The sequence below is a fragment of the Paenibacillus sp. BSR1-1 genome, assembly GCF_030403775.1.
Classification (GTDB): domain Bacteria; phylum Bacillota; class Bacilli; order Bacillales; family Cytobacillaceae; genus Neobacillus.
Window position 1 is genome coordinate 76,292 of the sequence record NZ_JAQMWQ010000003.1, and the last position, 24,836, is coordinate 101,127.

The window sequence follows — 24,836 nt, forward strand, 5'->3', positions numbered from 1 at the left end:
TTCGTTCGTCAATATTTCGGAGAAGTAGTCGTCATCAGAGCCAAGGGGCAAAAGCTTTTTGATTTCTAGGAGATACTCCTCGTCGGTTTCTCCTTCGATGACTTGCGGCGCAATCTCGAAGCAGGAGATGTCGACTCCTTGGTCAAAAGCCAGGCAGAGGCTGACAGAACGCTTGGGTCGAATCTCGAGGCGACCAAGATGATGCGCTGATCGGCATTGAAATCATCAAAGGCTTCATGTTCGTTAAGGAACGCAAGGATGTTAGCAATGCCGGCCTCGACGGCCTCTTCTCTTTGGACGCCTTCATGCTGGACCAAATAATCGGAGTATACTTTCTCGACGATTTCCTCGACACTGTTGATCTTAGCGAAGGAGGCGGCATAGCGGATAGCTTGGGATTCAAAGTTGTCCTTTCGCGCCCTCATGTCTTCTTCGTCCCGTTTGATCTCAATCACGACGATATTCCCGTTGCTGTCAATCCCGACCAAGTCCGTCCTCTTATTCGCATTGTTGCGGACCTGTTTGCCGATTATCTTGAGCTCGTAGTCTTCCTGCTGTGTTAGAACCTCGATATGTTCCTGTAGGAACTCTTCCAGTGCAGATTCGACGAGGCCCAGGCTCCTATAGGTAATTCTCGATATCTCGTGGGTGTTCTTCTTCATTCTCTTTTTGTTCGGCAAAGTGCCGTCAAGTTGAATCTTGACCAACATTATAACTCCTCCAATTCATATTCCGCTTTTTATTATACCTCCTGTTCCATATTTTTTTATTAAAGAATATTGGCCAATTTTTATAAATGGCTCTGTAAATGGCCATTGTTGACTTATAACAATGTTCATTTGTGCTGGAGGTACGGTACGAAGATTCATGGAAGTACGGGGCAGGGGAGACGCGCCAGGCGCGCAAAATCAAAAACAAGTTTAATAGAGCATTAAATTAAGAAATGATTCCTTCTTTTACTAGTTCCTCAGCAAACTCTCCAACTATGTGGTGCATGCTTCCGATTGTTGGTGTAACATCATCCATTTCAATTATATCTCCTTCTGAATCTGAAAGTATTAATGAAATGTCAAAGCACTTAATAGAATTGCCTCTAATGCCTGTCAACAATTGAAGGACTTGATCCTTTCTGAAAATAATTTGTTTGAATTAATATAATCTTAACACTTGGACATTTGAGCAGAGATAATTTTATTCATCGCTATCGAGATTAATCTTCAGCTCTTCTGCAGCTTTTATCATGATGGTTTTTCTTAAAATATTGCTCGTAAAGAATGACGGCTCCAAAAATTTTTTCGATTAAAAAATCCAATTTAGTATCGAATGGGTCATATTCATTTAGAAAACTTTCCGTAATATGCCGATAAACCTGTTTGACTGATTCGACCAATCGCTTAACCTTATCCGTAAGATCCCTAAAACCAAATTTCGGACTCATGCTTTTACTGTCCATCATCAAACACTGATTTTCTTTTCGAATCATCACATCTAAAGTGAACCTTTGATTACACTTGATGTTATATTCATAATCATTTTCACCTCATCAAAACTTTCAGAGCTACGGATTTTTTTCATTATTAAAGGTGTATTACAAATTTTCGAACGAAAAATGTCTATTTTGTTAACAAGTGATTAATTTTATAAATATAGTTATTTTTTAAATTATTTAATATTTTTGTATGAGTATTTTTCAAAGATTGCGCCAAATTACAGGCAAAAAATTGTATAGATAAAAATAAATATTATATTATACTACTATAACGAAATTTTGTCAAGGTACCAATGAAAAGAAAGTAAAGAATAAAGCTTTGAGTTTAGTTAAATGAATGAAGAAATAAAAATTCAATTTACTTTTTTATATGACAAAAATTATAATAATTTCGGGAGAAGTGATGATAATTGTCGAATCTTACTTCAAGACGTATGAATGAAGGAATTGGCTATTATCAGTTTTGAAAAAGGTACTAGAGATCCAAATACGGTATTCAACACTGGAAATTATTCTGAAGTAGAGCCGATAAGAGAACAGAAATAAGTGAGTTTATTAAAACATCTTTGAAGGGAATGATTTTTATTTTTCTCCATTTATCTTTTCAGCACGTGGAGCATTTACACAGACCAATCAAGGTTGGTCCTTAGAACCGGGCATCAAACTTTAAATGCTGAACGGCCAGCACAGGGCAAGGGCAATTGTCATCCTCATTAAGCCACCTAAAATCGCAAAAGAAACGGCAGAGGAAACAGGAAATAAAAAAGAAATACGAAAAATTCCAGCTTATTTTGAGAAACTAAAGGCCTATCCAGTAGCGATGCAGGTTTATTTGGACCTTCAGAGCAGGAAGAAAGGCAGCTTTTCACCGACACCATTACGGAGAGGAAAGAGGCCCAAATGGGATTAATTATTTAATATGATAATCGTGACACCTATACTGAATTAACAAGAAACGTTGCAATGAAGCTGAAGCATCAATATTAAATTGAACAAGAATTATCCCGACTAACGAACTATAAATCCTCAGTTATCTCACTTACAAGCTTGAGAAATGCCTGCTTGCCTTGTTCGAAGGTAATTTATCAGTCAAAAAAGGCGAAACAAACTTTGGTAAATACAAACCGAATGATGTAATGGTGGTTTCTCTTGCATTTTTTTCTTGCATTTTTTGAAAGCTGGCAAAAGTTAATCCCAAAACAAATGGGCAATCACAGGAAGAGTATCTCGCTTAACGGGTATACAGGTTACCTTGGCCTTATCGATCTTTGAACTAACCCCAAAACGCTTAATGCCCCACCTAGAAGCTATCCTACAACTTAGAAATTTATAAAATTATTGCTCATGGAAATATCATGGTCCGCTATTAATCATCTTTATGACCATAAAGATAGAAGTATAAAACCCATTCATCAACCACCTCCATACAAAGAACAGCCATGAAATTTAATGCATTAGTAAATATGGCATGGATTGGGTATTCTTGTTCTTCAACGATGTATTTTTCCAAACTTATGTCTATCGCAACTTACACGATTCAAGAGCTTTCATCGTTAATCAGAAATGGGCATGTGGATTTTCCAGAGGTTAATAAATTCCATTTTAGAGCTATTAAAAAAAATATTCTTAAGAACGTTTTAACTGAGAAATTTATGTTCCATCAATGGTAGTAAATGTTAACTTGTTTTGAAAAAGAGAAGACTGTTGTACTGACCATATTTGATGGAAATCAACGGCTAAAAGCAATTTGCCAAATCGAAGAAATGGGATATCGCGCTGCAAATATTGACAAAAAAAGGGAACAAACTTCTTCATTTTGTTATGAATACAGAAGTTGCCATCCAAATATTTGAGAGGCTTTTGAAAAGAGGAGTCCGACTAGTTTTATATTGACCTTAACAGAAAAGGAAAAAAGGTAGCTCTATCAAAAAGGATCGCCTTTGACATTGGAAAGGATTGAACAAAAGAACAAATAAAATACTAAAATCCAATAATCAACTAAAAGTAGCTGGAGTGGAAAAAGAATAAAGAGCAGTGGTAAGACCCACGAATAAAAAGATTCTTTCCCTGTCACAGATATGCCAGATTGTTGCATTTATTTCAACTGGGAAAGTGGTACACAGGGCGGTAGATGATCATTATGAAATGTATTTAGAGGCATAGGTATACATCAAGTTAATAAATATTTGATTTATTGAATTGTTCACATTATTTCCACCAGAATGAAACAGGGACACTTGCCATTAATCCTTTACTTGTTAGTATTGCTTTTAATACAAATAAAGAAGTAGAAAAAATAGCTTGGCGGAAACAAGGCATGAACTGACAATTCGAATGAGGCAGTTAAAAATTGGGGATTTCAACAGTACAAATCCCATTTGGAAAAAATTCAATGGCACAGAGAGTGCATGCTATTATTATTTAGCCAATGATAAAGAAAATTTCGAAAAGCTGGTCAAATGGCTGCAACTGTAAGGGAGGTGAAGAGAATGTGAGACAAAATTATAAAAACCCATAGGTGATGATGTCCTGCCAGACTGCACCCATGGGTTTTCGGCAAATTGGGTATACCAACTTTATGTAAGTATACCCTTTTTCGAGTTAATCAAAATTTAAAATCAAATTATTGATAACTTTAACGAAAGTGGGGTAACAGAATGGAAATTAAATATAATTATTTAATTAATAAGAAAACAATTCTATTATATGGAGAAATTCACAAAAATGGGGAATTATACACGTTTGTTATTGATGGGGAAGATATGTTTTTAGTGGCCATGCCGCCGGTCAAACTAATTGATAGGTCATTGATGAGTTATGGTTCTAATTTTAAGGGAGCACTTAAGAGCTCACAACTTCTGCTTGGGAAAAAGAGAAAAATGTATCCAATTAAAATAGATGGTTCACTAGATATATGGGTATTTCCAACAAAATCGTACAAAAATGAAAATTGTGTCTGGTTTGCACTTAATCATGTGAAAAACACTCAACCGAGAGGTGTTAAATTTACAAAAATCTGCCTAAGCAACGGACATACAATTGAAATTGTGATGAAGGAATCTGCTTTTCGTAATAAATGCCGCCAAACAGAGGAACTAAAGGAAATAATTATTAATAATACAAAAATCTCTGAAAACTTTTTAACTGAACCAAAGAAAGGTTTAATGATAGTAGAAAAAAAGGGTTCTTACAAATGCAAAACAGTGGGAAGAGTAAAGGTTATCAAATCAAATTAGGATGATGTTTACTAAATTTGTACAATAGAAAAATCGGCTAATCCTCTGGAAAAATATAAAGGTTTATAAACTTACCTAAATATAGAAAACTAAAATAGTTCAGGTTAATCCGGATACCGCTTATGTAAATTATATATTGACAATGAAGATATTTAAACTCGAATACTTTTAATTTAGTCATTGTAAATACAAATGTAAAGGATTCAGTATCATTTACTGAATCCTTTACAATAATTATTTCAATTCATCAATAATATCATTAATGAATTTAATTAAGTTTAATTTATCACCGTTGTCATTAGGCTTTAAACACAACGCACCAACGCCAGGTAGAACATCTATGGGATTCACACGGAAAAGCTTTTCAATATCCCCAGGATATAATATGTAAGCCCCTTTACTATTACAAATCGCATCAATATATGCATGCATTTTGTTTATGTCTTCCGCTTTGAATCTCCCTACTTCGTTCTTATCGAAGTCAACACGATATTTTGCGTCGAAGAAGACACGTGCACTTAAGCTGTTATTTTTAAAAACCTCAATCGTGATATCAGGATCATAATCTAATGTGTACGTATCTCTGCCACCAATAAAGTATTTTTGGAAATGTACTTTTATATTGAGATTCAAACCAGCAAAATTAACGAAAGTGAAATAGCAATTGTCGTTTTTTTCGTTAAAGAGGATTCTCTCCCTATTAACAGTAAAAGTAATGTGTTTCTCATAAAGACCATGGTTGATTTGTTTAAATGCTTCAACTACTTTAAAGAAACACCAAAGCTCATATAATTTATCAAATCGTTTGGAATCAATTAAATTGTCTATTTCATCATCAAACACAAGCTCTTGTTGAGTGCTTAATATGATATAGTGATGGAATAATTCACTATATCCTTCACGTTTGTTAAGTACTTGAGATTGAAAAGGAATCATCGTTAATGGAGAAATCTCTCTAAAAAAGGCTGATGTAACTATATGATTTAATTTTTTTACATGTTGCTGTATTGATTGAATTAAAGTCTTATTATAGCCAAAAATGCCTTTGTGTGTAATCATTTGCTGCAGTTTTTTTAATGAGTGAATTAATAATGTTAAAAAATACTTAATAAAACGATTCTCATGATTATCGAATGTGTCGAGCGTCTCGTTTAATGTAAAATACACTGGTAAGATGCGTCTTCCTGTATGGCGATAAAAACTGTTTACGAGTTTACTATTCTGAATCTGTGTCGGTTGAATGGGATAATAATCATTTCTTCCGGATACCATGCTAGATATATCCAGGTTTCCAAAAGGTATGGAATCATGAATTGTAACGGAACGTTCTTGCTTGTAATAACTTTGATAGGAATTGTTGAGTATTCTCTCGATAATTTTATAGATATTTTTTTCGGGTCGTTTATGTTCTAGCATGCTCAAAATTAACTTCAGCTTATGATATTCAATCCGAACTTGGTTCCGCTTTGTATTTCGGGTTTTTAAGGTAGTTGGATTATGAAAGTCATAGACTAAATCTAAATATGAATTCTGAATATCGGAAATGACCGTTTGTACAGCCTCTTCTGAAAGTTTTTGGCTAATGATATTTAGTTTTAGTCCTTTGAATGTAGCAGCACCCAAGTAATTTACGAATTTGAGCAGACCTGTACTTTTTGATACATAGGTACCAATCGATTTAAAGTCATCCTTTTTGAATGGTGTTTCATCAATGGTTTCCACTGTATAGGAAGTGACTTCTTCTAAAAATATCTCATTTAAAGATTTATCATATTGAAGAATGGAATCACCACATTCTTCAAACGGCAGTTTCACTGTTGAGGAATCTATCAAATCTGCCATTGCACTTGGATATATAATTAATTGACTATTTCTAAAATATTTAATGCTTTGTTTTGTCACAAATTTCACCTCTATTCTTAATGGTTTAGTTAGTGAAGGGTAATGTGACACTTATTATTCAATGAAGCTTGTGAAACCGTTGTTTTCAAGATTTCGTAAAAGGTATAATAATTTTTTCGCCGTACGTGGGTATTTAAATACATTTCTATAATCTATATTCGTTACATTTTCGAGCTCCTTGCTAAATAACTGCCTTGTAATTCCTTTAAATTCGTCGGCCTGCAATGGTGTAGCTTTAGAGTTTCGTATGTAAGAAAGAATATTCACAAAAGGCTCCCATAACTTCTGGATAGAACCGTTGAACTTAGGTAAAACTTTTTGAAGGAATTGAAAATCTAACGCATCTACTGCTAGATTTGGATAAGATGTAACGCTTTTTTCAGCATTTGTGATATAGAGCGAGATTTCATTGATAACACGATATCCAAAATGCAAATTGAATTTCTCAAGCAATTTATATACCTCTAATAAATCATCCATTACATTTGGAGTGGAATTGGCTAGAGTTTGTGAGATTTCCAATGTAGCTAATTCTAAAGGTAATAAAACAGGGTCATTTTGTAATTTATAGGGTTCGCTAGCAGTTATTCCAGTGCCGGGAGCAGTTCCAGACGCAGGAGCAGATCCAGTTTCAGAAGCAGATCCAGTTTCAGGAGCATTTCCAATTTCAGGAGCAGATCCAGTTTCAGAATCAGATCCAGTTTCAGGAGCAGTTCCAGTTTCAGGAGCGGATCCAGTTTCAGGAGCAGTTCCAGTCACTGGAGCAATTCCAAATGTTGGAGAAATACTTAAGATATTTACATCGTTAAACTCGATTAAATTTGCACGGTCAAGCACTTTAGGGCTAAACATATATGTGGTTTCATCAACATTTACAGTACCAATAACAAAGATATTTAGAGGAATTTCAAGCTTACTTGGAATAAAATATGTATTTGTTGCCTCATCATACCAATCTGCGACTGAAGATACAGTATAATTATTCTTGGGAGGATAAGCTGAATCCGTACTTAGTAAACTATTATCCTTCGAATGTAGAATAATTGGTTGTTGGATAACTATTTTCTTTTTAGTAATTTTAACAATGCTTTCATAAAAAGTTATTAATTTTTCACAGGGTTCACGATCTTTTGGATCTAAATGTGCTAGATCTTTAAGGCGGTACTTTCGTCCACCACTACCTGGACTTTCAAAGATTGTATGTGCTAAACGACCAGGCTGATTGAATTCTACTCGGAACTGTTCTTCAGGAGTTTTTGATTTTGATTTTGAAAACCACCAATCAATAAATATTGTTTTTCGATATACATCAACATCAAGGAATTCATTCTCTACATCGAATCCTAGATTTTTCAAATGAAGTGCCGATAAAAATTGTGCCTGTGAAAGTGTTAGTTTTTGACCAGATGATGTTAATTCTTTTAATATTTCGCTATCTGATGGAATGATAGGTACAGTATCATACTTCCTACTCTCGATACAGCTTAAAAAGTCAGAGAAGTAGTGTTCAACTTTAGCCAGGTTCATCTCATCTAAAAGTAAGAAGAACGGCTTATCTGGTTCCTGGGCAGCACGGATTAATAATTTTAAGAACGGTGTCGTTTCGTATTCACCTGTAATCAAATTGTGGTAGCCAAGTAAATCTTTGCTGTCTTTCCAATTTGGCTTTACAGACATAAAAGTGATTTGTTTCACTAGGTCATCAACGAGGTATTCAGAGAAAAGTTCCGCTATCTTAGATTTTCCTGACCCAGAAATACCCGAGAGAATTAGAAAAGGTTTAGTTTTTAAAGAAAGAGCAAAATTAGTCAACATCTCATCTGAAAAAATAAAATTTCTAGTTTTGAAAAAATCAAAATACTCCAAGTTGTATCCTCCTATACGATTAACTTCATCTTATTTTACCATTTTTCCCCACGTTTTTTTAAAAAAATTAAAAAGTTTAGATAATATGTGTTAGAACGATGGGTTTATGTTTGTAATGGATGACTTTTTTGAAGAGAACTATGGGTATTATTTTTTACACCTAAACAGATGCCAAACTATTAGATTAGAAAAAAGGGTATTCATGATTGATTTAACATAAATGAGGAAAAGCAGTTGGGGATATTACAGCTGCGGAACAAAGAACAGAGTTATTTACTTTGAGGGAAGGAATCTTATACGGAACAAGTTAGAAATTCTTGAGAAATGGAGAATTGAAATCATAGAAGATCAAAATAATAACAATCAAATAAAGGGGATTGAAAGAAGGAAAGTTAAACTGTTTTGAATAGTGGGAAAAGAGTGGCTTGTAAAAGAGCAGCTTTTTGAAAGAATTTTAAAAACAGGATATAAAATGGTAGTTTTTTTTGTGCCCCTCTGCAACAACCCAATTTTTCAATAAAAATCCTTCTTAATTAATTAGATGGTTAAAGGTTTGTGGAAAAGTGAATATGATCCATGTATAAGTTGCTAGCATAATTTAGAATACAAGCCATAGACACTTCCCATGGGGACATTATTGTAGTTTTTTTAATGAATATATGTGGCACAGATAATCTGCAATGATAATGTGGTACGTATTCAAATAAATCTATAGGATTACTTCTCTTTCATCCTCCATTTTAATGGTGTTTTTTTAATTTATAGTTATATTTTCGCAAACTAAAAATCGAATAAACGTTCGATTGAGTTTGGAATTACATCATAATTATGATATAATTAATACATAAAAAAAATGAGGAGAATTATCATTATGTCTATAGATGATAAGATTTTAACTGGTGTACTTGAAAGAATGGTATCCGTTACTGATTTATCTAGGGGAAAAGCTCCTAAAATTATTACTAAAATAGTAGAAGAGAATGAAAACTACTATATAATCAAAAATAATAAGCCAGTTGCTGTAATTCTTTCACTCGAGGAATATAAAAAATTAATAGAAAAAGACAGCGCAAAAACTGTTCTAAAGGAGCCTAAATAACATGCAGCAAGAAGAACTAATTCTTCCAATTGACTATACAGTAATACCTAAGTCTCATCCCCAGCATTATCTAATGCATAAATACTGGGGGAGGAAGAGCCATAATATCGTGGCAGAATACATTAGTCATTTTACAAAAGAGAATGAAACTGTATTAGATCCTTTTATGGGCTCAGGGGTTACAGTAATAGAATCCTTAAAACTTAACAGAAAAGCAGTTGGAGTTGATTTAAATCCAGTAACTAACATGATAGTAGATAACACGATTAAAAATGTAGATTTATTTTTATTCCAACAAGAATTTTCAAATATTCAAAGAAAAATAGAAGAAAAATATAATCAGTACTATAATACATTATGTTCTACTTGTAACTCTGAATGTTTTGCAGATAATTTTGTATGGAACGATATGCAGCTTACGAGAGTGAAATATACTTGTCCTACATGTGGTGTAATTAGAGAGGACATAAAAGAGTATGATCTTAATACTTATATCAGCGCTAAAGAAGAGTTTGATAGGGTAAGAGATGAAAGATTTTTTCCGCAAGATGCTATGCTTAAATATGTCAGAAGAAACGGAAGAACCCATATTCATCAACTATTTAGTGATAGAGCTTTATTAATTTTAACGGATATTTACAAATATATATTAGACGTAAAAGACGAATCAATTCGAAGAATGTTTCTGATGTGTTTCACATCCACATTGCCAAACGTATCCAGGATGATACCAGCAGATGAAAAAAATGTTACAGGGAAATCAGGCTGGCAGATTAGTAAGTTTTGGGTTCCAAAAGTTCATACTGAAAAGAATGTAATTGAAAGTTTTATGCAACGGTTTAATAAGATTCTTAAAGGAAAATCAGAAATAAACAATTTGAATTATGGTGATGCATCCATCCACTGTACATCTAGTGAAAATTTATCTTTTATTGAATCATCAAGTATTGATTATATATTTACTGATCCACCATATGGTGAGTCCATAAATTATTTTGGATTAAGTATGTTATGGAATTCCTGGCTTAATACAGAAGTTAATTACAATGGCGAAATTATTTATGATCCTTATCGTGATAAGGACTATGAAGATTATGAGATAAGAATGAATAATGTTTTTAAAGAACTAAACCGTGTATTGAAGATGAATAGATATTTATCTTTAACTTTTCATAACCGAGATTTAAAGGTTTGGAAAAGCGTTTTAAACTCATGTCGAGTTAATGGATTTCAATTAATAAATATCGTTTATCAACCACAAGCAGTAGCGTCGGGGACACAGGGAATAAATAAGAAGAATACATTTAAAGGTGATTTTATTTACAATTTCCAAAAAATTTCTGAAGAGGAAATTAAGCTTAAACCATTTGAAGGGGACTTTGTCGACCTAATAATAAAGAGTGCTTACAATATTATTAAAAAATATAATGGGGCAACTCCTGATAAGCTTTATTCAGAGCTCATCCCAATTATTGTCAATAGTAATGCCTTATTTGATGATAAAAATAATAAATTAAATGTAGATAACATTTTAGAAGAAGAATTTATCTATATCGAAGAAATGATAAACAACAAAAGTGTTTATATGTGGCAGATTCCTAACTTGCAAGATAAAAATGAAGTTTCAGTTAAAATATTAAAAGATAAAGCATTGAATAATGCAGCATTAAATGAGGAAGTGAAAATATAATATGAATGTGATTGATTTGTTTGCTGGAGCTGGTGGTATGTCAACTGGTTTCGAACAAGCTGGCTTTAAAGTATTACTAGCTAATGAATATATCCCACAAATTGCAGAAACATACCAATATAACCATAAACAAACAAAAGTACTAATTGGTGATATTAGAGATGTGACAATTGAAGAAATGAAACGTGAGATTGGTGATTGTAAAATCGATGTAGTAACTGGTGGTCCACCTTGTCAGGGTTTTTCCATGAGCGGAAAGCGAATCCGCAACACTTCTGAATTTATAGACGATCCTAGAAATTATCTTTTTAAAGAATTCTATAAAGTTGTAAAAGGTTTTAGCCCGAAATATTTTGTAATGGAGAATGTTGAGGGACTACTAACAATGAAAAATGGCCTTATTTTTGAGACTATCTACCATGCGTTTATGGAATTAGGTTATTTTATGGATTACGGAGTTTTAGATGCTAAGGGATACGGTGTACCACAATCACGAAAACGCCTAATAATATTGGGATGTAAAGAAAAGAAAATTTATTTACCTGATGAAACACATGGGAAATCGAAAGAATTAAAACCACTTGTTACAATTCAAGATGCAATATCTGATTTGAATTTTTTAGAATCAGGAGAAGGAAAAGAGTGCATGGAGTATAGGTTTGGCCCGAAAAGTCAATACCAACAAACAAGAAGAAAAAATACTCCAAATTTATATAATCACGTTGTAACCAAACATAGTAAGCTTGCAATTGAAAGAATGAAATTAGTAAAACCTGGTGAGAATCGAAATAATTTACCTGAAGAGCATCAGACAAAGTCCGTTCATAGTGGAGCATATGGGAGAATGGAGTGGGACAAGTGTGCCACAACAATTACAACTAGATTTGATACCCCATCTGTTGGAAGAGTAATACACCCTGAGTTAAATCGAACTATAACAGTCAGAGAAGCAGCTAGGCTTCAAAGTTTTGATGATGATTACCAGTTTTTAGGAACTCGTTCTTCTCAAGGAATACAGGTTGGTAACGCGGTACCACCCTTACTGGCACAAGCAATTGGAAATATAATTATGGCTGCGGAATACGACGATGTAGAAAAGAATCAACAGGAGTTAGTACCAAGTTTAGACTAGAATTCAATTGCTTATTCTCTTCGTAAAACAATTGTATATTTCAACATATACAGCAAAAAGCACCGAAATGAATGAAAATTCGGTGCTTTTTTAAAAAATTTCAATTAGTGTTCTGAACCATCGGCTTGGAATAGTTGTAATAAGTACTTAATAGGATGTAAATTATTTAAATTAATAGCTTTACAATCTAAGGCTCCGTAGTTTTCCGTTGGAGTTTGCTGCAGCGCCTGATAAGTGCAATATCCATAAATTTCTGCCCTAGTTATTGTGTTCGTCAAAATTTTATCATTTGAGACAGTTCCATTTAATTTGACTCCTACATAAAAATGTTTAGGAATTCTATTAAATTGATCAATAGGAATCATTATTCTACTATGAAAAGGTTTGGAAGCCGATTTAACATCAACGGTAAATCCGTTATTTGTAATGAAGTCAAAGTGATCTACATTATTTTCACCTTGGTATATGGTAAACATATCACCTTCAGGATATTCGATATTATTTTGGTGTAATAACTCTAGAAATGCTAATTCAGCCAATTTTCCAACAAAAGTCCTTTCTATACGCTGTTCAATAGTATCATCAATTCTTCTGAACTGATTATTTGTTAGGATAATAGTATTTGCAAAATTAAGACATCTCTGTACCATTTCTTGGTCAATTTTGATTGAAACCATTTTCCCGCCTCACTCTTCTAATAATAGGTAAAAATCTCTTTTAATTCTGGCTTTAAAGGGTTTATAAATTTCTGATGTTATTGGGTAAATAGGTAAATGTATTAAAATATACTTTTCCATTACTTCATCGATAGTTAAATAGTATTCAGTACCTGGGTAAGTAATGCCTCCTATACCTAAATGATAATTATTTAGATATGCTTGTATTTTTTGAATGTCCTCACCTTTTACAGTGGTTCTATCTTTCATTTTGAACTTGCAATCCAACAATATTGTTTTTCCATTATTATTACGAATTATAATATCGGGCACATCAGAAACAGCCCATCCAATCATATCATTCGGTTTACCTTGGTAATAAAACTTAACTGTTTCATTTTGGAATGCTAGACCAGAAATCAACATCTTACTTGTATCTGTTGCCGCCAAATCTAATATATCTGCAAGTACGTAACAACAAAATGCTTCATAAATTTTATCGATATTTTTGATGTGTTGGTAAAATGTATCATTCTTCATAGTAATAACTTGATAATAATTATTTATGAAACTGCTATAAAGGTCATACAGTCCTCCATAGGCTGGATAATTTAGCTGTAGCTTACTTTTAGGGTAGCGATTAATGTAAAGCAAATCTTTTGTGGAAAAATCCTTTAAAAAGGTATTGTTTTTTAAATACATTAATCTTTTAATAAAACGATTATTCTCAATTTTCTTAAAACACTCTTGTCTAATGGAATCATATCTTTCTTTTTTCAACGTTTCTTTTAAAGTAGACAAGAAACGATATATAAGCAACACTAGCTCATAAATTTGTTTATGTTCATTAAGTTTGTAGTGAGTGACAACTTTTTTACCAATAACTGTTTGTGGTTGAAAGTAGCGATCGTTTACTTGTAGCAATCCACTTTGTGAATTAGATTCAGATAAGAAATGTTGATTGTTTCGCAAAAAGGTTATTGTCTTTGGTTTATCGTAACGGCTGGTATTCATAAAGGTTTTAAAATTTTCTGTGTCACGAAGCTGGAAATTTAGGTGATTTATTTTTAAAACAAGTTTTTCAATTATATCGAAATGTTTATCAATCCAATTAAATATGAATAATGGTTCAACAATCTCGTGTTGTCGGTTTTCATGATCATAATATATAAATTGGTTGTTAATCCAAAATATTTCTTTTTGAACAAACTGAATCATTTTATAAAAATCTTCAACTTCCATCTTATAGGAATTGGTATAAAAAAACGTTTGAAATATGATTTTATTATCGTTATTGGTAATATTCAATTTGTGATAACCAATATTATTAATCAAATCGACTAAGGTAGAATAATACCCATTGGAAATCTTTAAAATAAACTGATCGTTTATATATAAGTTATAACTTTCTTGCTTAAGTAAACCTAAAATGGAAAGGGAATACCTAGTTTCAGGAACAACCTTTTCTTCATTATTATCTAATATCAATGAATAATTTGAATTTGTTAATAAACATTGAATCTCCATTTAATCCCTACCTAACATAGAGGAACTATTTGTCCCATATTATGTTCCGCATTGATTTTCATTTGTTCAAAGAGTATTTTACTTTCATACAGGTTGTAGTCCCTTAAAAGCGATTCAAATTCTCCTAATGAATCAATACCCCCTGCTAAGTATGGAAGAATTTTTTGCGCAATTTGTACATCCATGGACTTAGATAAATTGAACTTTGAGAAAATTAAATATTCAACAATGTCCTGGAGAATACCAAAAGTTAATTTGGTCTCTTCTGAATATGACAAAGATTTAGTTAGTTTGAATAATATGTTATAAAATTCTTCATTTTTATTTCTCGAAAAACTACTAAAGTTCATATGCCGAAATACATTAAAAACATCCGACTTTTCCTCAAAACTGTTTTGGGATTGAGCAATAATTTTATCAATAAATAATTTAAATGTATCCATACTTTTTGTAGGTGTTTCTTTTAAAAATACCTCATCGAGTGGATTCTTAATATTGATAATGTTAGCTCGTCGTTTCACGCTTGTGCTAAGTGGATTCCGGGAACTTTCGTATGTATAGGAATTTATTGTCCCCATAAAGTAACAATTTTCGGGTAAAATAACGTTAGCATGGTTAGGAAGCGTTATAGGCATATTGTTTTCAATTCCAGCCAGAATCTTGCTGAAATAATAGTCAATTAAACTCAAGTTCATTTCATCTAAGATAACAAAGAATAATTTAAAATCATCTTTTTGAACCGGATTTCCATTTGAATCTAAATTAAAAAGTCTTTTTGAAAAATCAGAGGGATGAAACTTCTCATCTAGCCCCACATAACCTAATAGGTCGCTCTTGTCAAAGTCCTTTTCGATTGATAAAAAAATACTTTCAACATTGTCCTCACTAACCAATTCAGTAAAAGCATCAATAAATGCTTTACATAATTCTGTTTTACCCATTCCTGGTTTAGAATTTAGAATGACTAGCTTTTGTGTCTTTAACGAGAAATAGAGATTTTCAACTTCCTCCTTTGATATAATTAAATTCCTTCTATTAGTAATAAAGTCGTACAAATGAGTTAATAACTCAGATTCTGATTTTAACTTTTCATAGTACTTCATATAATTCACCTCATAATCTTGGCAAGAGTGGGATATTTTTACCTAAAAATTGAACGTAGTCTCTATAATTTAAAAGCCCATTAGGTAATGAGCCCGGTGAATTAGGCTTGAAACTGTTAATTAGCTCAAAGGTATTAATTTTATCTCTTACTTTCCCAACATCTTTCAAAATAATGGTTTGTGGCTTTCCTTCTGAGGGAATCATCGTTATCGTTTTTATGTATTTTAAAAACTGATAATATCTTTGATCAGGAGGGGAAGCTTTAACCTCCTTCATTTTTAAAACCAATAAATCTTCAATATGATCCATCTCCCTATAATATAAAACAGTATCAACAACATTTCTCCATTCTGAGTATGTTCGTGCTGTTGCCACAAAATAATTAAATTCTACATTAGAAATGGAATATTGCCCTGTTTCTAACCCTAATTGAAGTAGGACTTTGTAAAGTAAAAACAGAGGATATAATTGGAAATCCTCTTTTCCAGCTATCTTGAATAACGGGGTAATACAAAACATTTTTTCAATCTGCTGTTCGATTAAATCTTCATACAAATTCGTTTTTTTGAAGTCCCCTTGGGTCCTCTTTTTTATTTCATTAAATACTGGAGTTAAATCACTCTTCGCATAATCACGTTGGGTCGGATCTAAAAGTCCGTATACCTTTGCTGAAATATTGCTTTTAAACATGGCCGCTTCGAGATTTATTCCGGGATTGTTTGCATTAAATTTCTTACGTACTCTTTCATATTCCTCTTGTGTGGTGTGCTCATCCAATTGGCTAATTAATTGAACAGAATAGCACATTTTAACGAAGTCCTTACTATGATTACCGAAATACCAGTACTTTTTATCTTTTATTTCGCTAACAATTTTATTCAGATCGTAAACCACTTCAAATGACCTCCTCAACCATAGATTAACAATTAAATTAATTTTATATTAATGAAATTTAGGGTAATAGTAGTTATTTTGTTATTTAATAAGCAATGACTAGTGGGTATTCATAACTACGATTAACTAATTTATATTTTATACAAACTTACTTCTTGATCATAGTATTTTCTTCCAAAAGGAAGATTTAATTATAAAAAGAATAACTTTATGTTCTTTTTTTTATTTTGACTTATTAGTTATTTTCACCATTAAAGAATTATTTATAATGTTTACTCCTGTTAGGAAAATGCAGTAGGAATAGTATACAAAAAAATTGTTAGTTTGATTTCGGAGATAATTTAGGGTATTTTCAACTAATCATTATAAGTTTGTGGTGGTGCAGATTAAATATTAACAATAAAAAAGGGAAATAAAAATGATGAAAAAAGAAGAAAGAAAAAAATTAATAAAAGAGATAGCAATCAATTATGAACATCAATAGGGGTGGGGGAAGGCATTGGAAGTGGTTGGGGCTATTCCTACAAAGTTCTTTTCTGAAAAAACCAGTATCGATTTACTAAAAGAACAAAGGAATGACGGAAGTGAAAAACGAGTACAAGAGTCATATGAAAAAGTTGTAAAAAATCGGATAAACTTTACCTGATGCATTATTAACTTAACTAACGTGTTAAATATTCGAAAAACTACTGACACATTTGTATTTTAAAAATATACATCCCAATAAATATGCTATAATTTTACAAATGATATTTTAATAAATAAAAGGAATATTTGCGTAATTTATTAACCTAGATATATTAAAAAGTGTGTGTTGAGGTGTACTAGAATGAATTTAGATACAATACTGATAAAAATTGGTCATTCCTATAGGGAAGGTATTACTGCCGATGAATTGTATCATGCAACCAGTGTGAGTTGGAAAATTGGTGAAAGGAGGTTGCAATCTAATGAATACAAATATTATTGTGCAGTTTATAATAACGAAATTAAAGAAGTATATAAACTTGTTGGATACGAAAAGGATTTACATCCTGACAATGAGGGCAGGTTTATTTTAACTGGCAAATTAGCCGATGAATTATTGCGTTCTAAACTGATTGGGTTATACGTTGGTGATATACATAAAGGCTCAGGAAACCCCATTAAATATGAAAAAATGGAAAATTTATTACGTAAGGCAGAACTAACTTCAGAAAATGGTGAACAATCAGACTTAAGTGATAAATCACCTAGCCAATTTGATGAAATGATCAAACACCTGCTTTATAAATTGGCTGAACAGTTTAAAGAAATTCAAACCCTTGGTACCAATAAGCCAAATTGGATTACAAAAATCGATCATACTGGTGTCTTTGTAGAGACATTACGTTCTAGGGAAAAATATTCGAAAGGGGAAAGTAAGTACCCTTATTACAACATAACATTTGAATTTCTCTTGGATGCTTGGAAGGAGTTTTCCGCCAATAGAACGGCTTCTGCAAATGATTTTATTAAGACTCGGGGTAGGTCTTCCTTTGTGATGGCTTTCTTTACCAAACTGCCTTTTGTTGAAAGTATTGAAAAAAATAATATCATTTACATAAAATTAATGGAATATACTACTGACCAACTTCCTGAGGCTAGCTCAGAGCAAACAGTTAGCCTGCTAAATGAAATTATTCAGGAAAATCTAGAACCTAAAAAAATCTCACAACAATATAATGACGATGCGATGAAAAGGTTAAAGCTGCGTGCTCGCCAAGGGCTTAAAATTCTGGGGTTTTTGACGAATGAATATAGTATTCAAAAACAAATTGTTTCTGGTTATGTCTCTGCACCCAATAAAGAAAAGTTTTTGGCTATTCAAATAAAGCAGAGCGAATATCTTTCTGTAATATTCAAGTTACTCACTTTTCTACAGGGAAAGCCCAAGTCGGAAAAACTCGTCTTTTTATCTGAAATTGGTATGCTACTAGTTAGAAATTCCCAAGGCCAAAACCAAATGGTACAATCAGTTGCAGAATATCGGACAAGAAATATATTAAATTGGTTTAAAAATACGGGAATGGTAGACGAGGAGTGGAATGTTTTGAATGAAAAAGAGCTGCATCCCGTGAAAACCATTGAACCGAAAGATATAATTTCTCATATTGACAAATACATATCGAGTAAAGGTTTTTACTATGAGAAAGAAGAAATAATGAATTTATTTTTATCAATAAAGACAAAACCATTTGTTATTATATCTGGTATATCAGGAACCGGTAAAACAATGGTTGTTAAATGGTTCGCTGAAAGCTTAGGTGCGACAAAGGAAAATGGCCAATTTAGTCTAATCCCTGTACGTCCTGATTGGAGCGATGGTTCAGATCTTCTTGGGTATCGTGATATTAAAGGTGAATTTATAGATGGGCCGTTAACTAAAGTGTTAAAGCAAGCAAAAGAAAACCCTGAGAAACCCTATTTTGTACTATTAGATGAAATGAATCTGGCTCGAGTTGAATATTATTTTAGTGATTTTTTAAGTGTAATGGAAAGCAGGGAATGGAAAACCGGGAAACTTGTTACACACTCTGTTTTGCCAGTGGAAATTATCGGTGAGTATCTTGGTATTCCTGAAAATGTTTTTATTTTTGGGACAGTTAATATGGATGAAACCACTTTTCCTTTCAGTAAAAAGGTACTAGATCGGGCAAATACCATTGAGTTTAACAGAGTAGCATTAAATAACTTCAGCTTTCTCGAAGAGCGGCAGCCAGTTGAAGCAATAAATTTAAATAGCTCCCATATTGTCAGCCGTTTTCTTCATCTAAAAGAAGCTTATGATGAAAACATGGACATAGTACGCATTGTTTCAAATGAGTTAATGAAAATAAACTCTATTCTTGATAAGATTGGAGCCCATGTTGGCTATCGGGTGCGCGATGAAGTCTCTTTTTACCTAATCTATAATAATGAATCGGAATTATTAAGTTTTAACGAAGCTTTTGATTTTCAAATCATACAAAAAATTCTCCCGCGTATCTCTGGAAGTGACTATCGCGTATTTAAGGTATTAAAGGAGCTTTATACCTATTGCACAGGCGTTAAAATTAATGATGATAGCCTGGATAACTTAAATGATGGCATTATGGAAGCCTCATATCCAAAGAGTGCAATGAAATTAGCCGAAATGATCAGGAGGTACGATATAGATGGGTTTACTTCCTTCTGGATCGGCAGTTGAAGATGTTGAACTCGTAGTAATAGAAACCTCTGAATTAAGTTTGTATATTAAGGGGAAACCATTTCACGAACGGTATGAAAGCCTTAAAGCCTATCGTAAAATGAAAAATCAGGATAGAATGTATTTCTCCTATGACGGAATTGGTATTGAACACGCCCGAGTCTATGACGTGGAAAAGGGAAACCTTGGGCCGTACCAAAAAGAAAATCAAAAACCTATATTTTTTGAGAATGGCGTTTATCAATTAGTTGTTACTTCAAAAAATGGAATTCCTTTGTCGTTTCATCACGAAAATCCTGCTTTAAGAAAAGCAGTAGGGGTGGCTGGGTTCGGGTCCAACCAATTACTAATGGGCAATCTTTATTTCCCTAATGAGGTAGGTTTTTCAACCTTTGAGATTTACGAAGGAAATCAGCAACTGTTGGAAGTTACTCTGGAAATTTTTCCTTCTAAACTGGATTACAAAGAGGACTATAAACGTCTTATTAATGAAGTAAATGAAGAAGTATACAATTTAGCTTATCATTTTGTGAAACGGACTTACTTACATGCATCAAGTTCACCCACCGATAAACCTACATGGTCAGAGTTTTATCGGTTATTGGATGCACACTTTATAAAGTTTATTAAGGCCGTTGAACGTATAGAAACACAGCCTCATCATGAGTTAAAAACTGTTTATCAGAAAGCTAGAGGCGATCAGCTCAGGCGAATCGATTCCATTGGCCGTAGTTATTTACGAAAACGCCCTCAGCTTTTCCAAGAAGTGAATAACGGTATCCAAATACATAGTAAAACTTTCATGCCTACTCATGGGTTGATGAGTAGAAAAAGTATATCTATAGATACATTAGAAAATCGATTTGTCAAGTGGATGATGAACAGGGTTATTGATAAGCTAGAGGGCTTGACTAAGAAATTAACAAAACAAAAGGGACCTTATGAAATTCAAATAGATGAATGGCTGTTAAACAAAATCAACCGAATGAAGAATCAATTAAAACTGAAAGTCCAAAGTTATTTTTGGCAGCAAATTAGCCAACTAGACCGGTCAGTGATGAGTTTAGTTATTCAAATGGCTTCAGGGTATAGAGATGCTTTTCAGATTTACATAATAGTCTCAAGAGGACTCCTTTTAAATGGACGTTTTTATCAGATGTCTGTTAAGGATGTTGCTTCTTTATATGAATACTGGACTTTTATTAAGCTAGGACAAATCCTTGCACGTAAATACACACCAGTTTCTCAAGACATAGTTAAAGTCAACCGGGACGGACTATTCGTTAATCTAGATTCATCTAAATCGGCAAAAAGAATTTTCAAGCACCCGATTACAGGAGAAAAAATTATTCTTCATTATCAAAAACCGGACCGTTCCTTGCCAACTGTTTCACAAAAGCCGGATACTGTACTAAGCATCGAGAAGAAGGGAAAGGATTTTTCATATAATTATATATTTGATGCAAAATATCGAATTGATTTTGCATTAGAAGGCTGCTATTACTATTCCCAGTATAACGGCGCTGGCCCATTAGAAGAAGATATTAATACGATGCATAGATACCGTGATGCATTGGTTATTAAACATGGATGGGAATATGAAAGAGAAGCATTCGGGGCCTATGTTCTGTTCCCTGGATTTTTTGAGGAGGATTACGTAAATCATCCATTTTACACCAGTATTGATAAGGTGAATATTGGCGGCTTACCTTTTTTGCCAAATACAACAAATTTAGTTGAGCAATTTATCGAAAATCTCATTGAGAAAAGTCCTGAGGAATTACAAAAAGAAGGGATTCTACCTAAAGGTACAAAAGAAGAATGGATTTCGTCATTGGATAGTAAGGTTATGGTTGCTAACGTAAAAAGTAATTCAGAATATAGGAAGTTCCTAAATGATTGCTTCTTTATTATTCCAGTAAAAAGTCTGAAAAAAGGATGGCAGGAAGCAGAATTTATTTCCCTTTATCTTCCAAGAGGGGTTTCAAATGAATATAACGGGATTTATTATTATAGCAAGATCGATGAATTGCAAATTGTAAAGGGATCAGAGGTTCATTCTGTTAATGTTGCTGATGCTGGAGAATATGCCTGTTTTAAAGTAAAGCCTTGGAACAAACTGGGACAGGTTATTCGTCCTGTTCAATATGGAATTAGTGTCTACGTCATGACAACTTTAAATACTTTAAAGTATTCTAATGAATTACCAGAGCTGTTTATGAAGTCTAAAGAAGAGGTGACATTGTGGAGAATGCTTCGGAGGATCTCAAATCAAATTAAAGTTGATTTGGACGAAAAGATGTTGGATTATGCTAACAACATCACTTACCTTAATTTAAGAAATCTAGATATTCAAATTGACCACTCAACAAACTTGCTGGAAATTGAAAATTCTGTAACAAAGAAAATCTTAGATCTTAAGCTTTTAGAACAAAAGCCGTCGAAAGTTTTTAAAGAGATTTTGGACATGATTGAGGATTGAGATTAACATGTAGAGAATGCCAAGTAGATTCTAGCAAATGATGATACTTGGCACTTTCCTATTAAGTAGCATAAAAAATTTGTCGCTTCTTAATGATTGTAAATACCCGAATTATGGATACTAAATAATCCATAATTCGGGCTTTTTTGTACTCATTTCCTATATATTTTTTAATATATTAATAAATCTATGGTATATAAATGAAGGTAATCCCTTAATAAATGTTGAATAAATTTTTTGAGGTGTTTTGATTGAATCTTATTTCTTGGAATTTTCAACGGAGAATATCGAATAGGGAATATATGGAAAGTCAGTAGATCTTTCCCCTGATATTGCCGTAATACAGGAGTGTCCTCTTCATAGGAAATTTCAGGGTTCTTTTGACTATGAGGATGCTATCTGGGTGGGGAAAGATCAAAGTATAGGGTTATGTATTGTATCCTTTTCAAAGAACTATAAAATATAGGGAGTGAAGGAACTGAGAAAAGCCTACATAATTAATAGCAATAGTGCAAATCGGCCAGATGGAGAAACTGAAAGAGACATGTTGAATAACGAAAAATGTTCTGCTTATTTCTCTCCATGGAAAGAAAAAATAGCTCAAATTCAACCAAATGATTTAGTATTTTTATATAGTAATGGCAAAGGAATAATTGCAAGGGGAACATCAACAGGAGTAGTTGAAATAGCTGATTATATTAATCACGAAGGTTTCCATGAAAATGAGGAATATTATATGCATTTAAATCGATTTGAAATATTAAATAAACCGGTATCATCATCTTCTATTAATAAAATAGTAGGTAGACATGTGGTTTTAGCACCCACAATGGTGCAGTTGGATTATGAACGGGGTCTAAAAATTTGGCAAGCGATAACAAAGGATTATTTGTAAAAGATGTATGTTGAATATGAAGGATTTGGTCCAAGTTAGCAATAAAAATTGATAAAAACTGCCTTTATTATATCTTCATGAAAAGCGAAAAAGAGCGGGAAGTGTCACTTTTATACATAGGGATGACCAGAGCAAAGGAATATCTTTGCTTGTCCTATTCAAGTGTATCTGAGTTTACTGAGTATCTTGATCAAAAATTAATAGAAAGAATTCAAAAGAAGAATGCAATCGAAAAAGTAAATTAAACCTAGAAAGATAAAGAGTTGGCTTTTTGATGATTTCGGAAAGGACATCTCTTTTTTGCCTAGATGTTATTACATAGAAAATGATTAACCATATATTCAAATGCTGAACTATATTTAGGGAAAACTTAATGTCGAATAATGATATTGGCAGGGATAGAAGAAACTATTAGTCTTTATCCTAAAACAATAAACCTCTTGTATTACGGTAATATAATTGAGGAGATGATGATCATGACGACCTTTGATATTCGATATAATTCGAAATCAGAACAAGTAGAATTGGTATATCAAAATGGCAAAATAAATGTTTTAGCTACAGATTCTCCAACACAACCCCTTAAGTCACCAGATGAAACAAAAGAAGTATATATTTCTCCATTGGAGTAGGAAGAGTGGGAAATCTATTTCTTGTGGATCTTGAAAAAGGTGAACAAGAAGAACTAGTTATCCACGAAAATAGCTATATCCCTAAGAACATCATTTGGGATGATAATGAACATATTTATTATGCCGTTTTTTGGCTATATTGTGTAGAAACCATCCATTTAAATAAACATTGTTATCGAAAGAAACATCGTTGTACCAAATTTGGGCAATAAAGTATTTCAAATTAATGAGCAGAAATTGTTCCATTTTACTTGACGGTCACACTCCCCTTTACAATTTTGTGAAAACGATTTGGATTAGCGATAATTTATTTGAAAAAATGCTATAATTGTTTATGGTAAATAGTTTTCCTTTTTTATGAATTCCCACCATAATTATCCTTCTAATCTCTGCCATAAATTCTTTCACGAAGATATACTTTTGATCTCACTTTCATTCATTTTTCCAACTTAATTACTATTTTTACAGCAGTCTTCTATGTCTATCAGACTTTACCTATAAATTTTTCGAAGGGAAGGTGTATCTTTTCGATCAGAAAATAACTAAAACTTCATCGCTTTCATTTTTTTGAGGAGGTATAAATTATGGCATCTTTTTTTCGCCCAGTGTCTTGCCCTGATTGTGGAAGAATTGCCATTGAAGATCATTATTATAAAACTGGAGCAGGTTATATCATCTGCCAATGCTGTGGTTGTGAAATTGATTGCGAAGCAAAATATGATAGAGAAAATAATACTTCTTATTTTGAAGAGGAAAAAAAGAAAGGGGTATGGAAAGTTATTTTTGCAAATGAAGGATGGAATCTTCTGTAGTAATCGATTAAAGAGTCCATTAACCTATGAACAATTTGAAAACTTTAAATGGAAATTTTATGAAGTTGATGTGGATCAAGAGAAGAGTTACCTAGTTTCTTATCAGAATGGTGAATTTAAAATTTTGTTGGGTAATGTTCCTGATTATTTTCATTTGTCATTTGAGGAATATGTCGAAAAATATGGATATGATTATATATAGAGTAATATCA

20 protein-coding genes are annotated in these 24,836 nt (G+C 32.6%); 12 read left to right on the top strand and 8 right to left on the bottom strand.

Annotation, left to right across the window (positions count from 1 at the left end):
• Positions 1-65: 65 nt before the first annotated feature.
• Positions 66-710: a PDDEXK family nuclease gene (locus PH210_RS06180; protein WP_289983935.1), complete on the bottom strand. Its 645-nt coding sequence runs from the start codon at positions 708-710 to the stop codon at positions 66-68.
• Positions 711-1,210: 500 nt separating this feature from the next.
• The gene (locus PH210_RS06185) at positions 1,211-1,438 is read right to left on the bottom strand and encodes a hypothetical protein (protein WP_289983937.1); all 228 of its coding nucleotides are present in this window, start codon (positions 1,436-1,438) and stop codon (positions 1,211-1,213) included.
• Positions 1,439-2,159: 721 nt separating this feature from the next.
• Here PH210_RS06185 and PH210_RS06190 point away from each other — a divergent pair.
• Positions 2,160-2,399, top strand: coding sequence for a hypothetical protein (locus tag PH210_RS06190; protein ID WP_289983940.1), 240 nt, complete (start codon positions 2,160-2,162; stop codon positions 2,397-2,399).
• A 1,747-nt stretch (positions 2,400-4,146) separates the two neighbouring features.
• On the top strand, positions 4,147-4,725 hold the full coding sequence (locus tag PH210_RS06195) for a competence protein ComK (RefSeq protein ID WP_289983941.1): 579 nt from the start codon (positions 4,147-4,149) through the stop codon (positions 4,723-4,725).
• 234 nt (positions 4,726-4,959) lie between these two features.
• Here PH210_RS06195 and PH210_RS06200 read toward each other — a convergent pair whose 3' ends face one another.
• Both PH210_RS06200 and PH210_RS06205 read right to left on the bottom strand, forming a co-directional pair.
• Positions 4,960-6,627 (bottom strand): DUF2357 domain-containing protein, encoded by a 1,668-nt coding sequence (locus tag PH210_RS06200; protein ID WP_289983943.1) that lies wholly within the window; start codon positions 6,625-6,627, stop codon positions 4,960-4,962.
• Positions 6,628-6,681: 54 nt separating this feature from the next.
• Entirely contained in the window at positions 6,682-8,493 is a 1,812-nt protein-coding gene (locus tag PH210_RS06205) for a DUF8727 domain-containing protein (protein WP_289983945.1), read from the bottom strand.
• Between the two features lie 871 nt (positions 8,494-9,364).
• On the opposite strand from PH210_RS06205, the gene PH210_RS06210 reads away from it, so the two are divergent.
• From PH210_RS06210 to PH210_RS06220, 3 genes are read left to right on the top strand one after another with little or no spacing between them, the layout of a single operon-like run.
• Positions 9,365-9,592, top strand: a complete 228-nt coding sequence (locus tag PH210_RS06210; protein WP_289983947.1) for a type II toxin-antitoxin system Phd/YefM family antitoxin — start codon at positions 9,365-9,367, stop codon at positions 9,590-9,592.
• Between the two features lies 1 nt (position 9,593).
• The gene (locus PH210_RS06215) at positions 9,594-11,282 is read left to right on the top strand and encodes a DNA methyltransferase (protein ID WP_289983948.1); all 1,689 of its coding nucleotides are present in this window, start codon (positions 9,594-9,596) and stop codon (positions 11,280-11,282) included.
• A 1-nt stretch (position 11,283) separates the two neighbouring features.
• Positions 11,284-12,414, top strand: a complete 1,131-nt coding sequence (locus PH210_RS06220; protein WP_289983949.1) for a DNA cytosine methyltransferase — start codon at positions 11,284-11,286, stop codon at positions 12,412-12,414.
• A gap of 104 nt (positions 12,415-12,518) precedes the next feature.
• Here PH210_RS06220 and PH210_RS06225 read toward each other — a convergent pair whose 3' ends face one another.
• Genes PH210_RS06225 through PH210_RS06240 form a run of 4 tightly spaced genes read right to left on the bottom strand, consistent with a single transcriptional unit; the run spans position 12,519 to position 16,595 of the window.
• On the bottom strand, positions 12,519-13,091 hold the full coding sequence (locus PH210_RS06225) for a hypothetical protein (protein ID WP_289983951.1): 573 nt from the start codon (positions 13,089-13,091) through the stop codon (positions 12,519-12,521).
• Between the two features lie 9 nt (positions 13,092-13,100).
• Entirely contained in the window at positions 13,101-14,597 is a 1,497-nt protein-coding gene (locus tag PH210_RS06230) for a hypothetical protein (RefSeq protein ID WP_289983953.1), read from the bottom strand.
• A gap of 11 nt (positions 14,598-14,608) precedes the next feature.
• Positions 14,609-15,700: a hypothetical protein gene (locus PH210_RS06235; protein ID WP_289983954.1), complete on the bottom strand. Its 1,092-nt coding sequence runs from the start codon at positions 15,698-15,700 to the stop codon at positions 14,609-14,611.
• 10 nt (positions 15,701-15,710) lie between these two features.
• Positions 15,711-16,595: a hypothetical protein gene (locus PH210_RS06240; protein WP_289983955.1), complete on the bottom strand. Its 885-nt coding sequence runs from the start codon at positions 16,593-16,595 to the stop codon at positions 15,711-15,713.
• A gap of 499 nt (positions 16,596-17,094) precedes the next feature.
• Between PH210_RS06240 and PH210_RS06245 the strand changes: the two genes are divergently transcribed.
• From PH210_RS06245 to PH210_RS06275, 7 genes are all read left to right on the top strand, one after another.
• The gene (locus PH210_RS06245) at positions 17,095-17,241 is read left to right on the top strand and encodes a hypothetical protein (protein ID WP_289983957.1); all 147 of its coding nucleotides are present in this window, start codon (positions 17,095-17,097) and stop codon (positions 17,239-17,241) included.
• A 183-nt stretch (positions 17,242-17,424) separates the two neighbouring features.
• A complete protein-coding gene (locus PH210_RS06250) occupies positions 17,425-19,803 on the top strand; it encodes a DUF8727 domain-containing protein (RefSeq protein ID WP_289983959.1) in 2,379 nt (792 codons plus the stop codon).
• Positions 19,772-22,285 carry a restriction endonuclease-like protein gene (locus PH210_RS06255; protein WP_289983961.1) on the top strand — a complete coding sequence of 838 codons (2,514 nt, stop codon included), beginning with the start codon at positions 19,772-19,774 and terminating at the stop codon, positions 22,283-22,285. Before PH210_RS06250 ends, PH210_RS06255 begins: the two co-directional genes overlap by 32 nt.
• A 544-nt stretch (positions 22,286-22,829) precedes the next feature.
• Positions 22,830-23,180, top strand: coding sequence for a hypothetical protein (locus tag PH210_RS06260; RefSeq protein ID WP_289983962.1), 351 nt, complete (start codon positions 22,830-22,832; stop codon positions 23,178-23,180).
• A 476-nt stretch (positions 23,181-23,656) separates the two neighbouring features.
• On the top strand, positions 23,657-23,812 hold the full coding sequence (locus PH210_RS06265) for a hypothetical protein (protein ID WP_289983964.1): 156 nt from the start codon (positions 23,657-23,659) through the stop codon (positions 23,810-23,812).
• 5 nt (positions 23,813-23,817) lie between these two features.
• Positions 23,818-24,024: a hypothetical protein gene (locus PH210_RS06270; RefSeq protein WP_289983966.1), complete on the top strand. Its 207-nt coding sequence runs from the start codon at positions 23,818-23,820 to the stop codon at positions 24,022-24,024.
• Positions 24,025-24,396: 372 nt separating this feature from the next.
• A complete protein-coding gene (locus tag PH210_RS06275) occupies positions 24,397-24,624 on the top strand; it encodes a hypothetical protein (RefSeq protein ID WP_289983967.1) in 228 nt (75 codons plus the stop codon).
• Positions 24,625-24,836 lie beyond the last annotated feature (212 nt).